The organism is Streptomyces sp. NPDC055749, assembly GCF_053617235.1.
In genome coordinates, this window is record NZ_JBSHFH010000007.1 from 1 (window position 1) to 21970 (window position 21970).

Annotated in this window: 19 protein-coding genes and 1 pseudogene; 9 read left to right on the top strand and 11 right to left on the bottom strand. The window is 70.0% G+C overall.

Features of this window, described 5'->3' with window-relative positions:
- Positions 1-445: 445 nt before the first annotated feature.
- Positions 446-1090, top strand: coding sequence for an IclR family transcriptional regulator (locus ACWGO0_RS07010; protein WP_453529212.1), 645 nt, complete (start codon positions 446-448; stop codon positions 1088-1090).
- A gap of 68 nt (positions 1091-1158) precedes the next feature.
- Positions 1159-1956, top strand: a complete 798-nt coding sequence (locus ACWGO0_RS07015) for a S16 family serine protease (RefSeq protein ID WP_453529215.1) — start codon at positions 1159-1161, stop codon at positions 1954-1956.
- On the opposite strand, the gene ACWGO0_RS07020 is transcribed toward ACWGO0_RS07015, so the two are convergent.
- The 8 genes and pseudogenes from ACWGO0_RS07020 to ACWGO0_RS07055 all read right to left on the bottom strand — a co-directional run bounded on the left by ACWGO0_RS07020 (position 1886) and on the right by ACWGO0_RS07055 (position 8437).
- Complete coding sequence (locus ACWGO0_RS07020) at positions 1886-3265, bottom strand: MFS transporter (protein ID WP_453529218.1); 1380 nt, start codon at positions 3263-3265, stop codon at positions 1886-1888. The two genes, ACWGO0_RS07015 and ACWGO0_RS07020, sit on opposite strands and share 71 nt — an antisense overlap.
- Positions 3266-3286: 21 nt before the next feature.
- Positions 3287-3475: a hypothetical protein gene (locus ACWGO0_RS07025; RefSeq protein WP_453529221.1), complete on the bottom strand. Its 189-nt coding sequence runs from the start codon at positions 3473-3475 to the stop codon at positions 3287-3289.
- A 13-nt stretch (positions 3476-3488) separates the two neighbouring features.
- Positions 3489-4103, bottom strand: a complete 615-nt coding sequence (locus ACWGO0_RS07030; RefSeq protein WP_453529223.1) for a helix-turn-helix domain-containing protein — start codon at positions 4101-4103, stop codon at positions 3489-3491.
- Between the two features lie 115 nt (positions 4104-4218).
- Entirely contained in the window at positions 4219-5187 is a 969-nt protein-coding gene (locus ACWGO0_RS07035) for a glycine betaine ABC transporter substrate-binding protein (RefSeq protein ID WP_453529226.1), read from the bottom strand.
- Complete coding sequence (locus ACWGO0_RS07040; RefSeq protein ID WP_453529229.1) at positions 5184-6050, bottom strand: ABC transporter permease; 867 nt, start codon at positions 6048-6050, stop codon at positions 5184-5186. Before ACWGO0_RS07040 ends, ACWGO0_RS07035 begins: the two co-directional genes overlap by 4 nt.
- Positions 6047-7308 (bottom strand): annotated as a pseudogene (locus ACWGO0_RS07045) (betaine/proline/choline family ABC transporter ATP-binding protein). Before ACWGO0_RS07045 ends, ACWGO0_RS07040 begins: the two are co-directional and overlap by 4 nt.
- On the bottom strand, positions 7301-7948 hold the full coding sequence (locus ACWGO0_RS07050; protein ID WP_453529232.1) for an ABC transporter permease: 648 nt from the start codon (positions 7946-7948) through the stop codon (positions 7301-7303). The pseudogene ACWGO0_RS07045 and the gene ACWGO0_RS07050 overlap by 8 nt, the downstream one beginning before the upstream one ends.
- A 15-nt stretch (positions 7949-7963) precedes the next feature.
- Positions 7964-8437 carry an Lrp/AsnC family transcriptional regulator gene (locus ACWGO0_RS07055; RefSeq protein WP_453529235.1) on the bottom strand — a complete coding sequence of 158 codons (474 nt, stop codon included), beginning with the start codon at positions 8435-8437 and terminating at the stop codon, positions 7964-7966.
- Positions 8438-8583: 146 nt separating this feature from the next.
- Between ACWGO0_RS07055 and hppD the strand changes: the two genes are divergently transcribed.
- The 3 genes from hppD (at position 8584) to ACWGO0_RS07070 (ending at position 12486) form a co-directional block, all read left to right on the top strand.
- Complete coding sequence (hppD, locus tag ACWGO0_RS07060; protein ID WP_453529238.1) at positions 8584-9729, top strand: 4-hydroxyphenylpyruvate dioxygenase; 1146 nt, start codon at positions 8584-8586, stop codon at positions 9727-9729.
- A gap of 269 nt (positions 9730-9998) precedes the next feature.
- Positions 9999-11498 (top strand): APC family permease, encoded by a 1500-nt coding sequence (locus ACWGO0_RS07065; RefSeq protein ID WP_453529241.1) that lies wholly within the window; start codon positions 9999-10001, stop codon positions 11496-11498.
- Positions 11499-11547: 49 nt separating this feature from the next.
- The gene (locus ACWGO0_RS07070) at positions 11548-12486 is read left to right on the top strand and encodes a hypothetical protein (RefSeq protein WP_453529244.1); all 939 of its coding nucleotides are present in this window, start codon (positions 11548-11550) and stop codon (positions 12484-12486) included.
- A gap of 6 nt (positions 12487-12492) precedes the next feature.
- Here ACWGO0_RS07070 and ACWGO0_RS07075 read toward each other — a convergent pair whose 3' ends face one another.
- Positions 12493-14175, bottom strand: a complete 1683-nt coding sequence (locus ACWGO0_RS07075) for a tetratricopeptide repeat protein (RefSeq protein WP_453529247.1) — start codon at positions 14173-14175, stop codon at positions 12493-12495.
- Positions 14176-14272: 97 nt separating this feature from the next.
- Here ACWGO0_RS07075 and ACWGO0_RS07080 point away from each other — a divergent pair, with 97 nt between their 5' ends.
- Entirely contained in the window at positions 14273-15640 is a 1368-nt protein-coding gene (locus ACWGO0_RS07080; RefSeq protein ID WP_453529249.1) for an FAD-binding oxidoreductase, read from the top strand.
- Positions 15641-15663: 23 nt separating this feature from the next.
- Here the strand turns inward: ACWGO0_RS07080 and ACWGO0_RS07085 are convergent, their stop codons facing one another.
- On the bottom strand, positions 15664-16146 hold the full coding sequence (locus tag ACWGO0_RS07085) for an SsgA family sporulation/cell division regulator (protein ID WP_453529252.1): 483 nt from the start codon (positions 16144-16146) through the stop codon (positions 15664-15666).
- Positions 16147-16370: 224 nt separating this feature from the next.
- Between ACWGO0_RS07085 and ACWGO0_RS07090 the strand changes: the two genes are divergently transcribed.
- Together ACWGO0_RS07090 and ACWGO0_RS07095 are read left to right on the top strand one after the other, a co-directional pair.
- Positions 16371-18026 (top strand): RDD family protein, encoded by a 1656-nt coding sequence (locus tag ACWGO0_RS07090; protein WP_453529255.1) that lies wholly within the window; start codon positions 16371-16373, stop codon positions 18024-18026.
- 86 nt (positions 18027-18112) lie between these two features.
- Positions 18113-18778: an RDD family protein gene (locus ACWGO0_RS07095; RefSeq protein ID WP_453529258.1), complete on the top strand. Its 666-nt coding sequence runs from the start codon at positions 18113-18115 to the stop codon at positions 18776-18778.
- A gap of 33 nt (positions 18779-18811) precedes the next feature.
- Here the strand turns inward: ACWGO0_RS07095 and ACWGO0_RS07100 are convergent, their stop codons facing one another.
- On the bottom strand, positions 18812-19114 hold the full coding sequence (locus ACWGO0_RS07100) for a hypothetical protein (RefSeq protein WP_453529261.1): 303 nt from the start codon (positions 19112-19114) through the stop codon (positions 18812-18814).
- Between the two features lie 370 nt (positions 19115-19484).
- On the opposite strand from ACWGO0_RS07100, the gene ACWGO0_RS07105 reads away from it, so the two are divergent.
- Entirely contained in the window at positions 19485-21887 is a 2403-nt protein-coding gene (locus tag ACWGO0_RS07105) for an immune inhibitor A domain-containing protein (RefSeq protein ID WP_453529263.1), read from the top strand.
- The last annotated feature ends 83 nt before the right edge of the window (positions 21888-21970 follow it).

The following is a 21970-nucleotide window of genomic DNA, read 5'->3' on the forward strand; positions in this document are numbered from 1 at the left end:
GGCGAGGAGCGCTGCTCCTCGCCCGGGCCGGCTGCTTTCCTGACTCTTTTCCGGTGCCTTCATGGAAAAGTTTTGGCCGATTGTTTACAGCCTGTTAACGCTGGTTCACATGTGGTGCACATGCCGTATACGGAGCGTCGCGGACGAGTCGCCCGACCAGGACGCGCGTAGATGTCCGGGTTCCGGACGGTGTCCCGCTGACCGGCGCTTATGCCCGGAGGCCGTTCGAGAGTTTCCGCAGACGCCCGGATTCTGGACGAGGTCTTCCGCTGAGCGGACTCGCTCGCTACTGTCCCGGCCATATGAACGCCCCGTGGCAGCGCCGCCGCGGAGCGCAGCCGGTGCCATGGCCAGCCGGCGGCCTCTCCGTGCGTCGCCGCTGGGACCGGTGCCGCGACTTCTGCGAGAGAGAGCCGCCGCCACTCACCAAGAGGGAGAGGGCGTCGTGACCGCGGAGACATCCCAGACGCTCGACCGAGGACTGCGCGTCCTCAAACTGCTCGCCGACACCGACCACGGCCTGACCGTCACCGAGTTGTCCAACAAACTCGGCGTCAATCGCACCGTGGTCTACCGTCTGCTCGCCACGCTCGAACAGCACGCCCTGGTACGCCGTGATCTGGGTGGCCGGGCCAGGGTGGGCCTGGGCGTGCTGCGCCTGGGCCGTCAGGTGCACCCCCTCGTCAGGGAGGCCGCGCTGCCCGCGCTGCGTTCGCTGGCCGAGGACATAGGCGCCACCGCCCACCTCACGCTGGTAGACGGCACCGACGCCCTCGCCGTCGCGGTGGTCGAACCGACCTGGACCGACTACCACGTGGCCTACCGCGCAGGTTTCCGGCACCCGCTGGACCGGGGCGCGGCGGGCCGGGCGATTCTCAGCGCCCGGCAGCAGACCGCACCGGACCACCCCGGCTACACCCTCACGCACGGCGAGCTCGAAGCCGGTGCGAGCGGGGCCGCGGCGCCGCTCGTCGGGGTCTCGGGGGTGGAGGGCAGCGTCGGTGTGGTGATGCTCGCGGACGCCGTACCGGAACGGGTGGGTCCGCGTGTGCTGGACGCCGCCCGGGAGGTGGCGGACGCGCTGCGGTGACGGGGCGCCGGGGTGTGGGGGCGGGTGCCTGTGGGGTCGCCCCCGCGAGGCGCGGATAGATTGTGCGGGTGCTCTCTCGCCTCTCCAGCCTTCCGCGCCCCCGCGCTCTCGCCCTCTGTGCGCTGCCCGTTCTCGCGGTATTCGGTACGGCGGCCTTCGCGCCCCTGCCGTTCACCCTGGCGCAGCCGGGGCTGACCGCGGACGTCCTCGGGGACGACCAGGGGAAACCGGTGATCACCATCAAGGGCACGCCCACCCGGCCCACCGAGGGTCAGCTCCGGATGACGACGATCGTCGCGACCGGGCCGACCGCCGAGGTCGGTATCGGTGACGTGATCGACAGCTGGTTCAGGACGGACCGGGCGGTCATGCCTCGGGACGCCGTGTACCCGACGGGCGGCTCCGAGAAGGAGATCGAGCAGCACAACCTCGAAGACATGAAGGAGTCGCAGAACGTCGCCGTCGACGCGGCCCTGAAGTACCTCGACAAGGCCCCCGGCTCCGTCGACGTCAGTCTGAACCTCGCCGATGTGGGCGGGCCGAGCGCCGGACTCTTCTTCTCGCTCGGCATCATCGACAAGCTGGACGGCGACGGCTCCGGCGGCGATCTCACCGGCGGCCGTAACGTCGCGGGAACCGGCACGATCAGCGCCGACGGCGAGGTCGGCGCCGTCGGCGGGGTGTCCCTGAAGACTCAGGCGGCCCGCCGTGACGGGTCGACGGTCTTCCTCGTACCGAAGGCCGAGTGCGGGGAGGCGGAGGCCGAGCTGCCGAAGGGCCTCCAGCTGATTCCGGTCACGACGCTGAGCGGTGCGGTGTCCGCTCTGCGGGCGCTGGAGCAGGGGGGCGAGGTCCCGGGCTGCTGACGCCCTTTCCGGCGGCGGGTCCCGGGCTGTCGGCACCCTTTCCGGCCGCGAGTTCCGGGCTGTCGGCACCCTTCCCGGCGGCGGGATCCGGTTCCTCCATCGTGCGCCAGGCGGGGAAGATCAGCGGGCTCAGCGTTGCCAGGAAGTAGACCCCGCCCATCGCGAGCAGCGCTCCCGTCGCCCCCATGCTCTCCACCAGCAGCCCGGCCGCCAGACCGCCCACCGGCATGGCGAGCTCGCAGCCCGCGGTGAGCGCCCCGGACACCCGGCTGCGCAGCTCCTCGGGGACGCGTTCGTACGTCATCGTGGTCAGGATCGGGTTCAGCATGCCGCCCGCGACTCCGCCCAGGGCCATCGTGACGGCCAGCGGCAGTGTCGTCCCGGTCAGCGCGGCGACCGCGAACCTGGGTGCGCCGCACAGGATCACGCACACCGTGAAGACCGTCCGCCGCGAGAAGCGGTGCCCCACGGCCCCGTACAGCAGTGCTCCCGTCAGTCCGCCCGCCCCGAACAGCGCGGTGAGCAGGCCGAGATCGGTGGCTCCGCCCAGCTCGCCCTCGGCGTGCACGGGCAGCAGGACGGCGTTCCAGCCCTGGTCGGTGCCGTTCATGAACATCACCATCACCACGACGGCGAGCAGCAGCCGGTTGCCCAGCAAGTAGGCGTAGCCCTCGCGGAGTTCGGAGCGGTACGCGCGCAGCGACACCGGAGCCGCGGCCTTGCGCGGCTCGGCCGCCCGGACCCCTCGTACGCCTGCCGCGACCAGTAGTGCGGACAGGCCGAACGTCGCCGCGTCCAGCAGGAGTACGGTCTCGGCGCCGACGAAGGAGATCAGCACACCGGCCAGCGCGGCCCCGACCATCCGCGCGCCGCGCGACACGGCGTCGAAGAGGCTGGCGGCGCGGGCCAGCGTGGTGCCGGCGTGCTCGGCGAGGTCGGGGACGAGGACGTAGCGTGCCGTGTTCCCTGGCGTGTGGGCCAGGCCGTTGAGCGCCATCAGCGCGCACAGCATCCAGAATTCGAGCGCCCCCGCGTAGTGGAGCAGCGGGATGGTGGCGATGGCCGTGCCGCAGACCGCGTCGGAGGCGACGGCGACCCTGCGGCGGCCGATCCGGTCGATGAGGGGGCCGCCGATGAGCGCGGCGACGACGATCGGCAGGGTCGCGCAGAAGGCGACGACGCCGGCCCGGCCCGCGCTGCCCGTGGTCTCCAGGACGAACCAGGGGACGCCGATGAGAGTGAGCGAAGTGCCTGCGGTGGATATGGAGTTGGCCGCGAGTACGGCGGCGAGTGGTGTGCGGTGTCCCATGGATTTCCCCCCGGTCGTGGATCAGGCCGTGCGAGGTGCGCGCACCGTCGCGCAGGCGGAGCGCTCCTGTGTGAGCCGCAGGCCGAACTCGATGAGGGCCCAGCCCAGTTGGGCCTTCATGTTCTTGCGTACGGGCCGGACCGCCGCCGCCTCGCGGTGCAGTTCGGCGGAGCGGAACGTGTGCAGCTGGAGGTGGATGTCGGGGTGCACGGCGGTGGTCCCTTCAGTCGGTCGAGCGCGGGAAGACGTGCAGGTGGGCGCGGACGACGGCCGAGCCTTCGGTGCCCTCCGGGACCCGGCCCCGGTAGCTGTTGACGAGGTCGTGGATCTTCTCGGACAGTTCCGTGGAGAGTTCGGGGGTCAGCCGCACCTTGAAGTCGCTGAGGTCCCAGCTGTGGAGCCACTCCTCGGGCCACTCGTGCATCGTGCCGAGCCAGGTGCTGACCTCCTGGGTGTGCCAGGTGGCGACCTCGTGCAGGACGACTCCCATGGCGCCGCGCACCTCGGGGTCCGGGTCGCGGAGGAAGTTGGCGCTGCGGTCGAACGCCGTGCCGACGTGCACGGCCTTCCACCACCGCTCGCGTCCCTTGCCGAGCTCCGGGGCGTCTGCCACGAAGCCGTACGTGGCCAGTTGGCGCAGGTGGTAGCTGGTGGCGCCGCTGGACTCGCCGAGCCGGTCCGCGAGACCGGACGCGGTGGCCGGACCGAACTCCCGCAGGGCGCTGAGCAGTCGCAGCCGCAGCGGGTGGGCCAGCCCCCGCAGGGTGCGGGCGTTCACGTGGTGGAGCTCGGGGGCGTCGGCCGCCCGGTCCTCGCGGCCGGCCTCGTTCTCTGTCATGCCGCGACTCTAGACTTGCAAAGACACCTTTGCAACAGATTCTTTGCAAGCACTTCTTTGGAACTTCCGGGCGCCCCACCTGCAAGCGCCCAAGCACCCCGCCCGCAGCCGGGCGTCACCCCTCCTTGATGAAGCCCTCCGCCACCAGCCAGTCCTTCGCCACCTCGTGCGGGTCCTCGCCGTCCACGTCCACCTTGGCGTTGAGGACCTGCGCCACCTCCGTGGTCAGCTTCCTGCTGACCGGGTCCAGCAGACCCGCGATCTCCGGGTACTTCTCGAAGGTCGCCGTGTGGATGACCGGCGCCGCGTTGTAGTTGGGGAAGAAGTGCTTGTCGTCCTCCAGCACGTCCAGGTCCATCGCCTTGATCCGCCCGTCCGTGGTGAACACCTCGCCCAGCAGGCAGGAGTCGGACTTGGAGACCTGCGTGTAGATGATCCCGGCGTCCATCTTCTGGATGTTCGCGGTGGGGACCGACATTCCGTACGCCTTCTCCATGCCCGGCAGACCGTCGTCGCGCGACGCGAACTCGTTCTCCACGCAGATCGTCACCGCGCCCGGGTCCTTCTTCGCCAGCTCGGCGACGTCCGAGAGCGTCCTCAGCTTGTACTTCGCGTTGTTCTTCTTGCTGATGGCCAGCGCGTAGGTGTTGTTGAGCGTGGACTGCGGCAGCCACGTCACCCCGTTGCCCCGGTCCTCGTCGCGGACCGCCTCCCACTGCTCCTGCGGGTCGACGATCGGCTTCGCATGGCCGAGGTACGTGATCCAGGCCGTACCCGTGTACTCGTACATCGCATCCGCGTCACCCTGGACGATCGCCTCGCGCGCACTGATCGAACCCGGCAGATTCGTCCGGTCCAGGACCTCCGCGCCCGCCGCCTTGAAGACCAGGCCGATCATCTGGCCCAGGATGATGTTCTCGCTGAAGTTCTTCGATGTGACCGTCAGGGAAGCGCCCTTGAGCGGCTCGCCCGCGCCGACCGAGCCCGGTTCCACCTCGTCCACCATCGGCGAACCGCTCTTCAGCCCGCACCCGGCGAGCAGTACGGACGCCACCACGATCCCCGCCAGAGAGGCCCTGGTCACGGTCCCTCCAGTCCACGCGGCGTCAGCGACAGCTCGACCAGCGAGGCCATCCAGTCCACCAGCAGCGCCAGCACCACCGTCAGGACGGAGCCCAGCACCAGGACCGGCATCCGCTGGGTCTGGATGCCCGAGGTGATCAGGTCGCCGAGACCGCCGCCGCCACCGAATGTGGCCAGCGTCGCCGTGCCCACATTGAGCACCAGGGCCGTCCGCACGCCCGCCAGGATCAGCGGTACGGCGAGCGGCAGCTCCACCTTGGCGAGTGTCCCCACCCCGGACATCCCGATGCCGCGCGAGGCCTCGACCAGCGTCGGATCGATCGACTTCAGCCCGGCCACCGTGTTGGAGAGCACCGGGAGCACCGCGTAGATCACCATGCCCATGATCGCCGTGGACGGGCCGATGCCCAGCCAGATCACCAGCAGGGCGAGCAGCCCGATCGCCGGGGTGGCCTGCCCGATGTTGGCGACGGCCGTGACGACCGGAGCGCCCTTGCTCAGACCCCGCCGGGTCAGTGCGATCCCGAGGGGGATCGCGATGATCAGCACCCAGAAGGTGGAGATGGCCGTCAGTCTGATGTGCTGCCAGACCCGCAGCCGCACATTGCCGTCGTCCAGCGAGTTCTTCGCGATCGAGTCGAGATGGACGTTGGTGATCCATACGAAGGTGATGGCCAGGACCACCGCGAGGGCGAGCGGCACCAGCACCAGCTTCCGCCAGGTGATCCGGCGCGGCGGACCGGCCGGCACCGCGACGGGATCCTCCTCCTCGTCACGGAAGGCGATTCCCTTGACATCGTGCTCGCCGGGCGGACGGGTGTCCGGCACCCCGCGCCCGGGCGGCACCTGATGGCTCGGAGTCATTCGGTGGTGCCACCACCCTCCAGCTCCTGTTCGGTCCGGTGGGCCCGCAGCTCCTCCAGATCGTGCTCGTGCTCCAGGGCCGTGAGCCGGTCGGCCTCCAGGAGCTCCTGCACGGAGTTCATGAGGGTCACCATGTCGACGACCCCGATGAACTCACCGCGCCGCCCCGTCACCGCCACCCGCCCGCCGCTGTCGATCAGCACCGCCTCCAGCGCGTCGTGCAGCGTGTGGCGTCCCGCGTCACCGTGTCGTGCACCAGCTGCCCGGCACGGGCCAGGGACCCGCGCGCCCGCATCAGATCGCCGCGCCGCAGCCACTTGTACGGGCGGTTCCTGCGGTCCAGCATCAGCAGCTCGTTGTACGGGCCGCTGCGCAGTTTGTTGAAGATCGACTGAAGCGGGTCGTCGACCGTCACCGTCGGGAAGTCCGCGATGCCCACATCCCGTACGCGAGTGAGGTTGAGCCGCTTCAGGGCGGCGCCCGCGCCCACGAACCCGGAGACGAAATCGTCCGTCGGATTGGTCAGAATCGCCTCGGGAGTGTCGAACTGGGCGATGTGCGAGCGCTCCCGCAGCACCGCGATCCGGTCGCCCAGCTTGATCGCCTCGTCGAAGTCGTGGGTGACGAAGACGATCGTCTTGTGGAGCTCGTGCTGGAGCCGGATCAGCTCGTCCTGGAGGTGGTCGCGGGTGATCGGGTCGACGGCGCCGAACGGCTCGTCCATCAGCAGCACCGGCGGATCGGCGGCCAGCGCCCGCGCCACCCCCACCCGCTGCTGCTGACCGCCCGACAGCTGGCGGGGATAGCGCCCGTGGAACTCCCTCGGGTCGAGACCGACCAGATCGAGCATCTCCTCGACCCGGTCCTTCACCCGCGACTTCGACCAGCCGACCATCTTCGGTACGAGCGCGATGTTCTCCGCGACCGTCATGTGCGGGAAGAGCCCGGACGACTGGATCGCGTATCCGACCTTGCGGCGGAGTTTCACCGGGTCGATGTCGGTGACGTCCTCGTCGTTGATCCTGATCCGCCCGGACGTCGGCTCGATCAGCCGGTTGATCATCTTCAGGGTGGTGGACTTCCCGCAGCCGGACGGCCCCACGAAGATGACCGTCTCACCGGCCTTGATGTCCATCGAGACGTTGTCCACCGCGGGGCTGGGACTGCCGGGATACGTCTTGGTCAGATTCTCCAGCCGGATGGTGGCGCCGGACGTCGCGTTGCTGCTCGGTTCTGCCTCGGTCGCGGTCTCAGACACGGATACCCCTAGGAATGGTCAGCCGCCCGAGCAGTACGTACGCGGCGTCGAAGAGCAGAGCGAGGATGACGATGCCGAGCGTGCCGGCCAACACCTGGTTGATCGCGTTGGCGCTGCCCAGGGAGGCGATCCCGCGGAAGATCTCGTTGCCCAGGCCGGGCCCGGAGGCGTACGCGGCGATGGCGGCGATCCCCATCAGCATCTGCGTGGAGACCCGGATCCCGGTCAGGATCGGCGGCCAGGCGAGGGGCAGTTCCACCTTGCACAGCCGGGCGAACCGCGACATCCCGATGCCCGTCGCGGCGTCGACGAGGGACGGGTCGACGCCGCGGAGCCCGACGATGGAGTTACGGACGATGGGCAGCAGCCCGTACAGCGTGAGCACGATGACGGTGGGCGGTACGCCGAGACCCACCAGCGGGATCAGCAGGCCGATCGCGGCGAGGGAGGGGATGGTGAGGATCGTCGCCGTGGAGGTGATGGCCAGGGACCCGCCCCAGCCGCTCCGGTAGCTGAGCACGCCGATCAGGATGCCCAGCACGGTGGCGATGACCATGCACTGGAAGACGGCGCTGACGTGCTGGAACGCGTCGGTGAGCAGTTGCTGGTGCCGATTTCCCAGGTACTCCCAGAAGCTCACACGTCACTCCCCGGTTCAGTCGGTGTCCTCCGCGGCCTGCTCGACCAGCGGGATGATGCGCAGCGGCACCGGGTTCTCCATGACGATCGCCGTGGAGGCCCGGACAATGCCATCAAATCCGACAACCCGGTCGATCACTCGCTGGAGATCGGCGTTCGAACGGGCGACCAGCCGGCACAGCATGTCGCCGTGCCCGGTCGTGGTGTGCAACTCCAGCACTTCGGGAACGCCGCCCAAATGGGCCCGGACGTCCGCCCCTTGGCCCTGCTTGATCTCCAGCGTGGCGAAGGCGGTGACGGGGTAGCCGAGCGCGGCCGGGTCGACATCGGGGCCGAAGCCCCGGATTACCCCGTTCGACTGAAGGCGGTCCAGCCGTGCCTGCACGGTCCCGCGCGCCACCCCGAGCCGTCGCGACGCTTCGAGCACTCCGATACGAGGCTCGCGGGCCAGCAGCACGATGAGCCGCCCGTCCAGTCGGTCGATCGTCACGGGTCCGCCTCCGGAGGTATCGAGTGTCGAGTATGTGATGGTCATCATGTACAGACAGCGGCTCGGATGGGCATACCCACTGCACAGATTGCTCACTCGGATCGCAAACTGTTGCGCACCTTGCGAAGCGGCGGGAACCTTTGGGTATGACTGAGACTCTGCACACCACCCCCGACACCGCCCGGCAGGCCGACCCCTTCCCGGTCAAGGGAATGGACGCGGTCGTCTTCGCCGTGGGCAACGCCAAGCAGGCCGCGCACTACTACTCGACCGCCTTCGGCATGAAGCTCGTCGCCTACTCCGGACCGGAGAACGGCAGCCGCGAGACCGCGAGTTACGTCCTGACCAACGGCGCCGCCCGCTTCGTCCTGACCTCGGTCATCAAGGCGTCCACCGACCACGGCCGCTTCCTGGCCGAGCACGTCGCCGAGCACGGCGACGGCGTCGTCGACCTGGCCATCGAGGTCCCGGACGCGCGCGCCGCGTACGCCTACGCCGTGGAGCACGGCGCCACCGGCCTCACCGAGCCGTACGAGGTCAAGGACGAGCACGGCACGGTCGTGCTGGCCGCCATCGCGACGTACGGCAAGACCCGCCACACCCTCGTCGAGCGCACCGGCTACGACGGCCCGTACCTGCCGGGCTTCGCCGCCACCGGCCCGATCGTCGAGCCGCCGGCCAAGCGCACCTTCCAGGCCATCGACCACTGCGTGGGCAACGTCGAGCTCGGCCGGATGAACGAGTGGGTGGCCTTCTACAACAAGGTCATGGGCTTCACCAACATGAAGGAGTTCGTGGGCGACGACATCGCCACCGAGTACTCCGCCCTGATGTCGAAGGTCGTCGCGGACGGCACGCTGAAGGTCAAGTTCCCGATCAACGAGCCCGCGATCGCGAAGAAGAAGTCGCAGATCGACGAGTACCTGGAGTTCTACGGCGGCGCGGGCGTCCAGCACATCGCGCTTGCCACCAACGACATCGTCGCGACGGTCCGCTCGATGCGCGCGGCGGGCGTCTCCTTCCTGGACACCCCCGACTCGTACTACGACACGCTCGGCGACTGGGCCGGCGAGACTCGCGTCCCGGTCGAGACCCTGCGCGAGCTGAAGATCCTGGTCGACCGCGACGAGGACGGTTACCTGCTCCAGATCTTCACCAAGCCGGTCCAGGACCGCCCGACGGTCTTCTTCGAGATGATCGAGCGCCACGGCTCGATGGGCTTCGGCAAGGGCAACTTCAAGGCCCTGTTCGAAGCGATCGAGCGCGAGCAGGAGAAGCGCGGCAACCTCTAGAACCACCACGGTCCCTGCGCCGCCTCCCCGGCCGGGACAGCTGAACGGGCCCCTTCGTGGGGCCCGTTCCGCGTTCCGGGGGCTGTTTCGATGGCCGGGGCCGAGAGGGGGGTGCGGCAACGAAATCCGCACACGGGGAAGAGTTCAGTAACGAGAAGCGCCTCGCGGATCGCATTTGTCAACAGAAAACGCACCCGAACCCATTGTGTTACCGGTCAGTCGCAGGGAGGATTCGGCTCTCCGTACATGGCAAGGGAAGGGCGCGATCCGTGAACGACAGGGCTGCCAGCGAGGGGAACGGCCTACAGGCCGGAGTCCTCGGCACGTTCGACTCGGTGGTCATGGCAATCGCGGGCTGCGGTCCCGCGTACACCGTCGTCGCGATGATCCCGGCGCTCATCGCCGCCGTCGGCTTCGCAGCCCCTGCGGTGCTGCTCTACTGCGCCATCCCCATGATCGGCATCGCCCTCGCCTTCCGGTACCTGGGACGGCTGGACATCAACTCGGGCGCCACGTACTCGTGGGTCGCGCGGTCGCTCCACCCCGCCCTCGGCTTTCTCAGCGGCTGGGCCGTGGTCGTCGCCACCACGGTGTTCCTGATCTCCTCCACCGAGCCCGCCGGCGCTGCGACACTGGCGCTGTTCGACAGCGAACTGGCCGACAACACGGCGCTGTCCACGGTGGTCGGCATGGGCTGGTTCCTCGTCATGGCAGCTGTCGTGGCGTACGGAACCAGGATCGGCACCCGGGCGCGGGCGGTGTTCGTCGCCGTCCAGATCCTCCTGCTGGCGGCCGTGGCGATCGCCGCACTGACGATGGGGAAACCGGCCGCCGACTTCTCCCTCTCCTGGTTCGGCTTCGGCAACTTCGACGCCACGCACACCTTCGCCGCCGGAGCACTCATCGCCGGAGCGAGCTTCTGGGGCTGGGACGTGACGTCCAACCTCAGCGAGGAGACGCGCGGCGGAGGCGGCGGGGCCGGACTGGGCGGACTCGTCGGACTGGTCACGACCTCGGTGGTCTTCCTCGTCGTCACGGTCGGCGCGAACGTCGCCCTCGGCCCCGGCGCGGTGGCCGACGAGGGAGGCGGCTTCCTGCTGGCCCTGGGAGACGCCGTCTGGCCTGGAGGATGGGGACGGATCCTGATCCTGGCCGTGCTGCTGTCCGCCGTCGCCACCCTGGAGACCACCCTCCTCCAGGCCACGCGAACCCTCTTCGCGATGGGCCGCGACCGGACCATGCCGTCCGCCCTCGGACGCATCCACACCACGCGCCGAACCCCGTGGGTCGCCACGCTGGTCGTGGGGGCGATCGTCCTGCTGGTCGCCGGTGTGAGCACGGCCATGGGCGACGCGGACGAACTGATGTCGGACGCCCTCGCGGGCATCGGCCTGCTGATCGCGTTCTACTACGCACTGGCCGGCATCTCGGTGGTGGTCGTCCACCGCAGGGTGGTGTTCCACTCGGTGGGCAATCTGCTCCTCATCGGTCTGTGGCCGCTCGGCGGAGCCGCGTTCATGATCTGGGTCTTCGCGGCGACCGTCCCCGAAATGGCGTTCGCGGAGCTGGCCATCGGTCTCGGCGCCCTGGCCCTCGGCCTGATCCCGCTCTTCACCGCGTGGTTCAACGGCAACCGCTCCTACTTCCGCCCCCGGCGACTGGATCCGCAGCTCGCCGACGTTCTCGGCACCGACGACGAGAACTTCGCCCCCGCGCCGGCCGCCGACACGGTGGGCGGGCGCAGGGACGGCGTACTCAGCGACTTCTGACGTACGCAGCCACCGATCCACCCGTACCCGACCTTGAGGGGACCCCGTCATGGCCGCCTGGCTGCGAAGAGGCAGGCCGGTGCCGGACTACGACCCGGCGTTCGGCGACCGCGAACTCAGCGACGGCTGCCAGGACATCCTGATGGGCCGCTGGGAGGGCCCCCGCGACCTGCTGGCGCACAGCGCCCACGACTGGGACCGGCGGGCCCACCGCATCAAACTGCTCGCCGACACGGCGGCCGCAAGCCGCACCGTCGACCTGTGGTCCGTCTACGAGCCCGCCAACCCGGACGCCGCCGTGCTGCGTGCCGAAACCGAGGTGATGCGGATGTTCGCAGCCGCCCGCAACGGCTCCGCCCCGGACCCGGCGGCGCTCGACCGGGCGGCAGGGCTCTGCTACCGGGCGGCCGAGCTCGCCCGGGCCGACCCGTACCCCTGGGTGTCCCTGATGTCCCTGGGGCGCCTCTACCCGGACGGCCACCGGCACATGAACCACTGGTGGAAGGAGATCCTGGACCGCGACCCCTGCCACCGCGAGGGCCACCACCAGGCGCTCCGCTACCTCTCCGCCCGCTGGCACGGCTCGCACGGCACGGCACTCAACTTCGCCTGGGACGCCACCATGCACGTACCCGACGGCTCCCCCCTCGCGATCCTCCCGCTGGTCGCGCGCGCCGAGCACTTCCGTCATCGCAAGGCGACCGAGGGCAGCAACGCCCTCTTCATGAACCGCCACTGGAACGAAGCGGGGGTCCGCAACGACCTGACGACGGCCCTGGACCGGTGGATCGCCCACCGCTCGCCCGCCGCCCAGGACGTCGCCGACCTCAACCACCTGGCACACGGCCTGGTGCACGCCGACATGTCCGACCGGGCCGGACAGATCTTCCAGCTGCTGGACAACCGGGCGACGACGACCCCGTGGTCGTTCACCGGCGACGCCGAAGCCGCGTACATCCACTGGCGGGACCGCACCACGACCGGCTGAGCACGGTCACTGCCCCGCCGACGGCCGGGCCGAGGGAGTGGGGGCGGGGGCCACCTTGGTGGCCGCGCCGGAGGGCTTCGGCGACGGTGCCGGGGATGCCTTTCGCGGGGGAGCCGGGGCCTCCTTCGTCGGTTCCGGTTCCGGTTCCGGCGACGGGGCCTGGGCCGGGGGCGCTGCCGGCTGCATGTCCTGGGGGCCGCCGTCCGCCGGGTCGCCCAGGGTGTTCAGGGCGTCCTCGGCCAGGGGGGCGGCCAGTGGGGAGAAGGCCGGGTTGGTGCGCAGGGCCTCCTCCAGGTGGCGGCGGGCCGTGCCGTACTGGGCGAGCTCCCGTTCGATCACGCCCAGGTGGTACGCGTACGAGGCGTTCCGTACGCCCGTCTCCATGGCCTTGCGGGCGTACTCCAGGGCCTGTGCCGAGTCGCCCGAGCGGTGCAGTGCCCAGCCCAGGGCGTCGGCCACCGCGGCGCTGCGGTGCCGGTGGGACCACTCGGTGCGCAGGAGCTCCACCGCCGCGGCCGGGTCGCCGTGGTCCGTCTCCAGGCGGGCCAGGACCAGGGTCTCGTTCACCCCGGCGGTCTTCGCCCGCGTCAGCATCGCGCGCAGTTCCGTGTACTGGGTGAGGGCGTCGCCGTCGAAGCCCAACGACTCGTACAGCTCGCCCAGTTCGAGTACGTACTCCGGGCGGGGGTGCTTCGCCACCGCCGTCTGGTAGTCGGACAGCGCCTCGTCCGTGCGGTCCAGGGCCACCAGTGCGCGGGCCCGGCCCGCACGCGAGGGGTGGTGGCCGCTGTCGGTGCGCAGGGCCGCGCCGTACTGGGCCACGGCCTCCTCGAGCTCACCGCGCTCCCAGGCCAGCTCGCCCAGCCGGTACAGGGCCTCCGCCTTCTCGGCCGGGGCCGTCGCCCGGTCCGCGGCCTCCTGGGCGGTGGCCAGCGCGTCCTCGCGCCAGCCCCTGTCGCGGTACATCCCGGCCGTCCTGACCAGGGCGGGCACACCCTTGCGGAGCTCGGCGAACTTCTCCGTCGCCGCGCCGGCCGCCTCGTAGTCGCCAAGCCCGTTGTACGCGTCGATCAGGACCGGGTACGTCCGCCACGTCTTCGGCTGCCGCTCCCGTACCGCCTCGCCCCACTTCCTCGCCGCGAGGTAGTCGTGCCGCGCGTTGGCGAGCGCCGCCATGCCCACCCACGCGTCCCCGTTCCCGCGCTCACCGGGCTGCGCGGCCAGCGAGCGCCGGAGCGCCTCTTCCGCACGGGTGTAGTACGCCGCGTCCGCAGAACGCAGCCCCCACTCCACGTACGCCGAACCGAGCACCGCCCACGACGGCGCGTCCTTCGGATGCTGAGCCACCCACTTCCGCCGGTCCGTGATCAGCGCCGTCAGGTCCGAGAGCGCGGCGGGGGAGCCCGCCGTCGTCGCCGCCCGCGCCCGCTCCACCGGACTGGGCACGCGGGGCCCGGCGTCCCTCCGGTTCTCCGGCACGGCCACCACCGCACCCGCCACCAGCACGGCAGCCGCCACCGCCCCGAAGGCGGCTCGGCGCAGGGTCGTACGCAGCGTGGGAGGCGGCAGCGGGGCGGCTGTCGCACCCTCCGGCGGGAGCGCGGTCGCCCCTGCCGGGGAGGCGGGGGAGGCATAGGTCTCGGGCGGCGGCTGACGGGATTCCGGATCCTGCTGCGGCATGACATCCATACCGATCACTCTGCGTCAGTACGAAGAGCACACCGCGCCTTGCGAACGCTGCCGCATACGGGTTCACACCATTGGCCCCGGGTGTCAGTCTTGGATCATGACGGATCTTCTCGAACAGCTGCGCGCGGGTCTGCCCGCCGAGGCACTGATCACCGACCCCGACGTCACCGCTTCGTACGCCCACGACATGGCGAGCTTCTGCGACGCGGGCACCCCTGCCGTCGTCGTGCTCCCGCGCACGGTCGAGCAGGTCCAGCACGTCATGCGTACGGCGACGGCGCTGCGCGTCCCGGTCGTCCCGCAGGGTGCGCGTACCGGCCTCTCCGGGGCGGCCAACGCCTCCGAGGGCTGCATCGTGCTGTCCCTGGTGAAGATGGACCGGATTCTGGAGATCAGCCCGGTCGACCGGATCGCCGTCGTCGAACCGGGCGTCATCAACGCCGTCCTGTCACGCGCCGTGAACGAGCACGGTCTGTACTATCCGCCGGACCCCTCCAGCTGGGAGACGTGCACCATCGGCGGGAACATCGGCACCGCGTCCGGCGGACTGTGCTGTGTGAAGTACGGCGTCACCGCCGAGTACGTGCTCGGCCTGGAGATCGTCCTCGCCGACGGACGCCTGCTCACCACCGGCCGCCGCACCGCCAAGGGCGTCGCCGGATACGACCTCACCCGTCTCTTCGTCGGCTCCGAGGGCAGCCTCGGGATCGTCGTCAAGGCCGTCCTCGCGCTGAAGCCGCAGCCGCCGCAGCAGCTCGTCCTGGCCGCGGAGTTCGCCTCCGCGGCAGCAGCCTGCGACGCCGTCTGCCGGATCATGGAGCGCGGCCACACCCCGTCACTCCTCGAACTGATGGACCGTACGACGGTCCACGCCGTGAACGCGCTGACCGGTATGGGCCTCCCCGAGACCACCGAGGCGCTGCTGCTCTGCGCCTTCGACACCCCCGACCCGGCAGCCGATCTGGCCGCAGTGGGGGAGCTGTGCACCGCCGCGGGAGCCACCGAAGTGGTCCCCGCCGATGACGCGGCCGAGTCGGAGATGCTCCTCCAGGCCCGCCGGATGTCGCTCACGGCCCTGGAGGCCATCACGTCCGCCACGATGATCGACGACGTCTGCGTACCGCGCTCGAAGCTCGGCGCGATGCTCGAAGGCACCGTCGCCATCGCCGAGAAGTTCGGTCTCACGATCGGTGTCTGCGCCCACGCCGGTGACGGCAACACCCACCCCGTCGTCTGCTTCGACCACACGGACGCCGACGAATCCCGCCGGGCCCGCGAGTCCTTCGACGAGATCATGGCCCTCGGCCTCGAACTGGGCGGCACCATCACCGGTGAGCACGGCGTCGGCGTACTGAAGAAGGAATGGCTCGCCCGCGAGCTGGGTGAGGTCGGCATCGAGATGCAGCGCGGCATCAAGGCCGCGTTCGACCCGCTGGGACTCCTCAACCCGGGCAAGCTCTTCTGACCCCGGCACCCGTCCCCGTACCGTCACGCCTCGCCGTCCTGGGTCGGGGACTCGTCCGAGGGCCACGGGTCGCTCAGCCACAGGTCGTCCGCCGGCAGCGGGGCGAGCAGCTCGGCGAGCGCCTCGTCGAGACCGAGCCGCTCGGTCTCGGTCCCGGGCGGCACCACCCGCAGCGTCCGCTCCACCCAGGCGGCCACGGCCGCGGACGGCACCTCCAGCAGGGCGTTGCCGTCGGGCGAGGTCAGGGCGACACAGATGACGCTGCGTTCGTCGATCTTCGTCGGCCAGATCCGTACGTCCCCGTGCCCGCACGGCCGGAACACGCCCTCCACCAGGAGCTCCCGCGCGAACGTCCAGTGCACGGGCGCCTCGGAGCCGATGTGGAACGTGATGTGCACGGCGTACGGGTCCGCTGTGCGGTAGCTCAGCCGGGCGGGGACGGGGATGGAGCGCTCGGGGGACAGGACAAGCTTCAGTTCCAGCTCGCGTTCCACGACGTTCAGCATGAGAGTGCACGACCTTCCGGTGCTCGGAGGCCGGTCCCACGACCGGCCCGCACAAGGAGAGACCGCCCTCCCTGCCACCTATTACGCGACTTCTCAAAAAAACTTCAGAAGTCCCCGGAAGAAGGTCCAAACGACGGGACCGGCCCGGGGGCATGCGGCCGTCTGATAGATGTGGACCCTTGTACGGACGGTCTGAGACCTCGAAGAGATACGGGACCACGGTGATGAGCGCGCCAACCCCGGCACCCGGTGACGACAGCCCCCGCGAGGGGTACTACCCCGATCCGTCCATTCCCGGGTACGTCCGGTACTGGAACGGCGCCTCGTGGGTTCCCGGTACGAGTCGGCCGGCGCCGCAGCAGGGCGAGACGGTTCCGGCACCGCCCCCCGCCGAAGCGGCTGCCGCACCGGCCCAGCGGGCGGCCTCGGTGGAGGAGACCGGACCGGTCTTCTTCGACGAGGTCGACGACGTGGACGAGGTCCACGGCACCGACGGGGAAGCGGCCTCCGGAGGCCGTTCAGGACCCGCACCCGCCTGGCAGGCCGACACCTCACGCCAGACCGGCTTCGGCGGCGACCGCGACCGGCGTGTGTCGTGGGGCGGCCAGGCGCCGCAGGACGCCCAGGGCGTCCAGGACGCGCGCACCCCCGCCGACCGCACGCCCGCCCCTCGTGCGCCTGCCGACCGGACCCCGGCCGACCGAGCCCCCGCCGACCCGCGCCGGCCCGCGGCGCAGGACCCGACCGGCGGTGCGCTGCCCGGTATGCGGGACGGCGGCGCACCTGTCCCCGACGGCACCATGGCCATCCGGTCCGACCGGCCCGCCGCGGACGCGGGGCGTCCGCCGGCCGACGGGACGGTCACGATCCGCGCCACGGGCAGCAGGGGCGGCGGCGCCGGTAAGAACCGGCCCCGCGACACCGGACCCGCGCCCGCCGACGGCACGATGACGATCCGTGCGGTGGGCCCCGGCGCCACCCCGCAGGCCGCGGCACCAGCACAGGCACAGGCGCCCGCGTCCCCGCCCGCGCAGCGCCAGGGACCGCAGGCCGCGGGGCAGCAGACCCCGCAGACCCCGCAAGCCCCCCAGGCCCGCAGCCAGGCCCCTGCACCGGCCCCCGCACCGGCGCCCACCCCCGTACCCCCGGCGCTCCACACGCCCCTCACCCCCGGCCCCGGCGGTGGCTCGGCCTCCTGGGCCCAGCAGGTCCACCAGCTCGCCCAGCCCGAGCAGACCGCCCGCCCACCGCAGCAACTCCAGCCCCAGCAGCCTCATGGACATCAGGGGCAGCAGGGGCAGCAGGGAGTGGCGCAGGGCGCCGGGCCCGACCAGCCCGTCGTGCCCTGGAAGCCGCCCGTCGACGACCACTTCCAGCAGCTCGCCCGCGCCCAGACGTCGGCCAGGCCCGCCGGTCTCGGCAAGCGGCTCGCAGCCCGGCTCCTCGACACGGTCGTGCTCGGCGCCGTCGTCGGCGCGGTCGGATTCCCGCTGGTCACCCAGGCCATGGACCACATCGACGAGAAGATCGAAGCGGCCAAGCAGTCCGGCGAGACGGTCACCGTCTGGCTGGTGGACTCCACGACGGCCGGGCTGTTCGGGGCGGTCCTCGGCGCCTTCCTCGTCCTCGGCTTCCTCCTGGAGGCCCTGCCCACCGCCAAGTGGGGGCGCACGCTCGGCAAGAAGCTCTGCGGCCTCCAGGTGCGCGACATCGAGTCCCACGGTCCGCCCACCGTGGGGGCCGCGCTGCGCCGTTGGCTCGTCTACGGCATCCTCGGCATTCTCGTCGTCGGAGTGCTCAACGTGCTCTGGTGTCTGATCGACCGTCCGTGGCGCCAGTGCTGGCACGACAAGGCGGCCCGCACCTTCGTCTCCGGCTGACGGCCATCCGCCCCGGAAACCCCGCCCCTTCCCCCGAACGCACCTGAGCCGTTGCGGGCGGGGGTGGGCCGGGGTGCACTGCCCCCATGAGTAACGACCAGCCGACGCCCGGCCAGCCGCCCGAGGACGACGATCCGTTCCTCAAGAAGCCGCAGGAGCCGACGCCGCCGTCCGGGGGTTCTCCGTACGGCAGCGAGCCGCCCCCGCCGCCTCCGCCGCCGTACGATCCAGGTCAGTACGGCGGTCAGTACGGCGGGGTCGACCCGCTGGCGGGTATGCCGCCGCTCGCCGAACCGGGCAAGCGGATTCTGGCGCGGCTGATCGACTTCCTCATCATCTCGATCCCGCTGTATCTGATCTCGCTGCCCTTCGGGGGCGCGGTCGACGTCACGAACGACAACGGTGACGAGGACTTCTCCTCGGCCATCAGTAACTCGTACACCGGGAACCAGCTGCTCTGGTCACTGATCGGCCTCGTGGCCTATGTCGCGTACGACACCTATCTGACCAAGAAGGACGGCCGGACGATCGGGAAGCGGCTGCTGAAGCTGCGCGTCGCGATGCTCAACGACGGCCGGGTGCCGGACACCAGCTCCGCGCTGATGCGCGCGGTGGTGCTGTGGCTTCCGGCGCTGCTGTGCTGCCCGTGCCTGTGGTGGCTGATCAATATCGTGCTGATGTTCACGGACAAGCCCTACCGGCAGGGGCTCCAGGACAAGGCGGCCAAGACGGTGGTGGTTTCCGTCCCGTAGCGCGTCCCGTAGTGCGGGCCGCAGTACGAGGGGTCAGCGACGCAACGAGTGCTCCTCGACGCGTTCGGCCGAGCGTGCCGCGGGAACCTTCGCGGCGATCTCGTCGAGCGGCTGGCGGGTACGGACGGCGGCCGGCGCGGTCGCCGTCCTCGACGTCCTCGTGAGCTTCGGCAGGGGTACGGTCAGGGCCACCAGCAGACCGAGCGCGAGCGCCGCGGTGCCGATGACCGCCACGCCGACGACGGATTCCGCACGGGAGAGCAGCAGCATGGCGAGGGTCGAGAAGACGACGGTGACCGAACCGTAGGAGAGCTGTGCGGCAGTCGGATGCGCCATGGCTATATCCGTCCTCGGGACGTCGGTTGGGGCAGTCTCTCAACACGGTCGCACTGTCAAGCGACTCTATGACGGTGGATGCCCGGGCGGAACGGGTGGTAAGCGTGACCTAACCCACGGTGCTGATGCATGGGGGGCGCACTGGGTCACGATCTCCCTCAACATGCCGATCCGACGCGCCCGTTGCCGTTTCATGAACGTCCGGATACCGGAAAGAGGCTCCTGCATAGTGCACTTGGTGTGTCCAAGTCAAGGTCTGTCTTTTCTTCCGTAACTCCGATCGAATGTGGTCACTTGTGACGCGTTTACGCGCGCGGCCCTTCAGAAACCCCCTGGCCGCGGACGCGGGCGCTGGGGAGGACTGCATCAAGTGACCACTAAGAGACGTGCGCTCCGCGCCACCGCGGTTGCCGTGGCCTTGGCCGCGAGCGCCGCGACGGCTTCGGCTTTCGCCACCGCGCAGGCAGACGACCAGACGTCGGGCCAGGGTGCCTCCATCGTCGACCGCCGTGACCCGGCGGCACCGGCGAAGGGACAGGACCACGACCTGGAGGGACCCTTCAGCAAGCAGCAGGACGCAGAGCGTCAGGCCGCCCTGGAGCAGGTCATCTCCGGCGACAAGAAGGTCGCGAACCGTAACGGTTCCAAGGTCGTCAAGCTCGACGACAAGAAGTACGTCGAGCTCGGCCGCGAGAAGACCGACAAGATCTTCACCATCCTGGTGGAGTTCGGCGACCAGGTCGACGACACCACCATGTTCGACCCGGACGGCGACGGCCCCAAGCCGCCCGTCAAGAAGTACGGCGGCACGGCCGGACCGGCGCACAACCAGATAGCCGAGCCCGACCCGGCGAAGGACAACAGCACCGCCTGGAAGGCCGACTACAACCAGGCGCACTTCCAGGAGCTGTACTTCGGCGAGGGCAAGGGCGTCGACTCGCTCAAGACCTACTACGAGAAGACCTCCTCCGGCCGTTACTCGGTCGACGGCGCGGTCTCGGACTGGGTCAAGGTCCCGTACAACGAGGCCCGTTACGGTTCCAACTACTGCGGCAACAGCAACTGTGCCAACGTGTGGGACACGGTCCGCGACGGCGTCAACGCCTGGGTCGCCGACCAGAAGGCCAAGGGCCGCACGCTCGAGCAGATCAAGACGGACCTGGCGCAGTACGACCAGTGGGACCGTTACGACTTCGACGCGGACGGCAACTTCAACGAGTCCGACGGCTACATCGACCACTTCCAGCTGGTCCACGCCGGCGAGGACGAGTCGGCGGGCGGCGGCGCGCAGGGCACCGACGCGCTGTGGGCGCACCGCTGGTACGCGTACGGCACCAACGCCGGTGCGACCGGCCCGGCCAACAACAAGGCCGGTGGCGCGCAGATCGGTGACACGGGCATCTGGGTCGGTGACTACACCGCGCAGCCCGAGAACGGCGGCCTGGGCGTCTTCGCCCACGAGTACGCCCACGACCTCGGTCTCCCGGACCTGTACGACACCTCCGGCGGCGGCGAGAACTCGGTCGGCTTCTGGTCCCTGATGTCGGCGGGCTCCTGGCTCGGCACCGGCACCGGCGAGATCGGCAACCTGCCGGGCGACATGACCGCCTGGGACAAGCTCCAGCTGGGCTGGCTCGACTACGCCACCGCCAAGGCGGGTACGAGCTCGCTGCACAAGCTGGGCGTGGCCGAGTACAACACCAAGGACAAGCAGGCGCTCGTCGTCGAGCTCCCGAAGAAGGCCGTCACCACCTCTGTCACGAAGCCCGCCGAGGGCTCGAAGCAGTGGTGGAGCGACATGGGCGACGACCTGTCGAACACCCTGACCCGCTCGGTCGACCTGACCGGCAAGTCCGCCGCGTCGCTGGACCTTTCGGGCTGGTACGACATCGAGGCCGACTACGACTACCTCTACACCGAGGTGTCCGAGAACGGCGGCGCCAACTGGACCGCCCTCGACGGTACGGCGGACGGCAAGGCGATCCCGCGCGACGCCAGCGACAAGCCGGCGCTCACCGACGTCTCGGGCGCGTACAAGAAGCTCTCGTACTCCCTGAACGCCTACGCGGGCAAGAAGATCGACCTCCGCTTCCGCTACCAGACGGACGGCGGCGCGGGCGGCAAGGGCTTCACGGCCGACGCCATCACGGTGACCGCCGACGGTGCCGCGCTCTTCTCGGACAACGCCGAGGGCGACGACAACGGCTGGACCGCCAAGGGCTTCTCGCGGATCGGTGAGTCGTTCTCCAACGAGTACCCGCAGTTCTACATCGCGGAGAACCGTCAGTACGTCTCGTACGACAAGACCCTCAAGGTCGGCCCGTACAACTTCGGTTTCTCGTCGACCCGTCCCGACTGGGTCGAGCACTACCCGTACCAGAACGGTCTGATGGTGTGGCTCTGGGACGGTTCCCAGAAGGACAACAACACCTCCCAGCACCACGGCCAGGGTCTGATCCTCCCGGTCGACTCGCACGCCAAGCCGATGAAGTGGGCGGACGGCACGCTCCTGCGTAACAAGATCCAGCCGTTCGACGCTCCGTTCAGCTGGCGCCAGACCGACGGTTTCACGCTGCACAAGGCCGACGTGCCGCTGCGGATCAAGCCGTCGCGCGGTGTCCCGGTCTTCGACGACCGCAAGGGCACCTACTGGTACGCGGAGAACCCGACCGGAAGCGTCAAGGTCACTGACACCAACACCCGGATCTCGATCGTCAGCGAGCCGCTCAGCGGCTCGACGATGACCGTTCTGGTTGGTCCGTCGACCAAGTAGTCAGCATCACCGCAGGTCAAACCATGATCGGCCGTCGCCCTCTAGCGGGCGGCGGCCGATCGTGTTTAGGTGCCTCTTGTTCG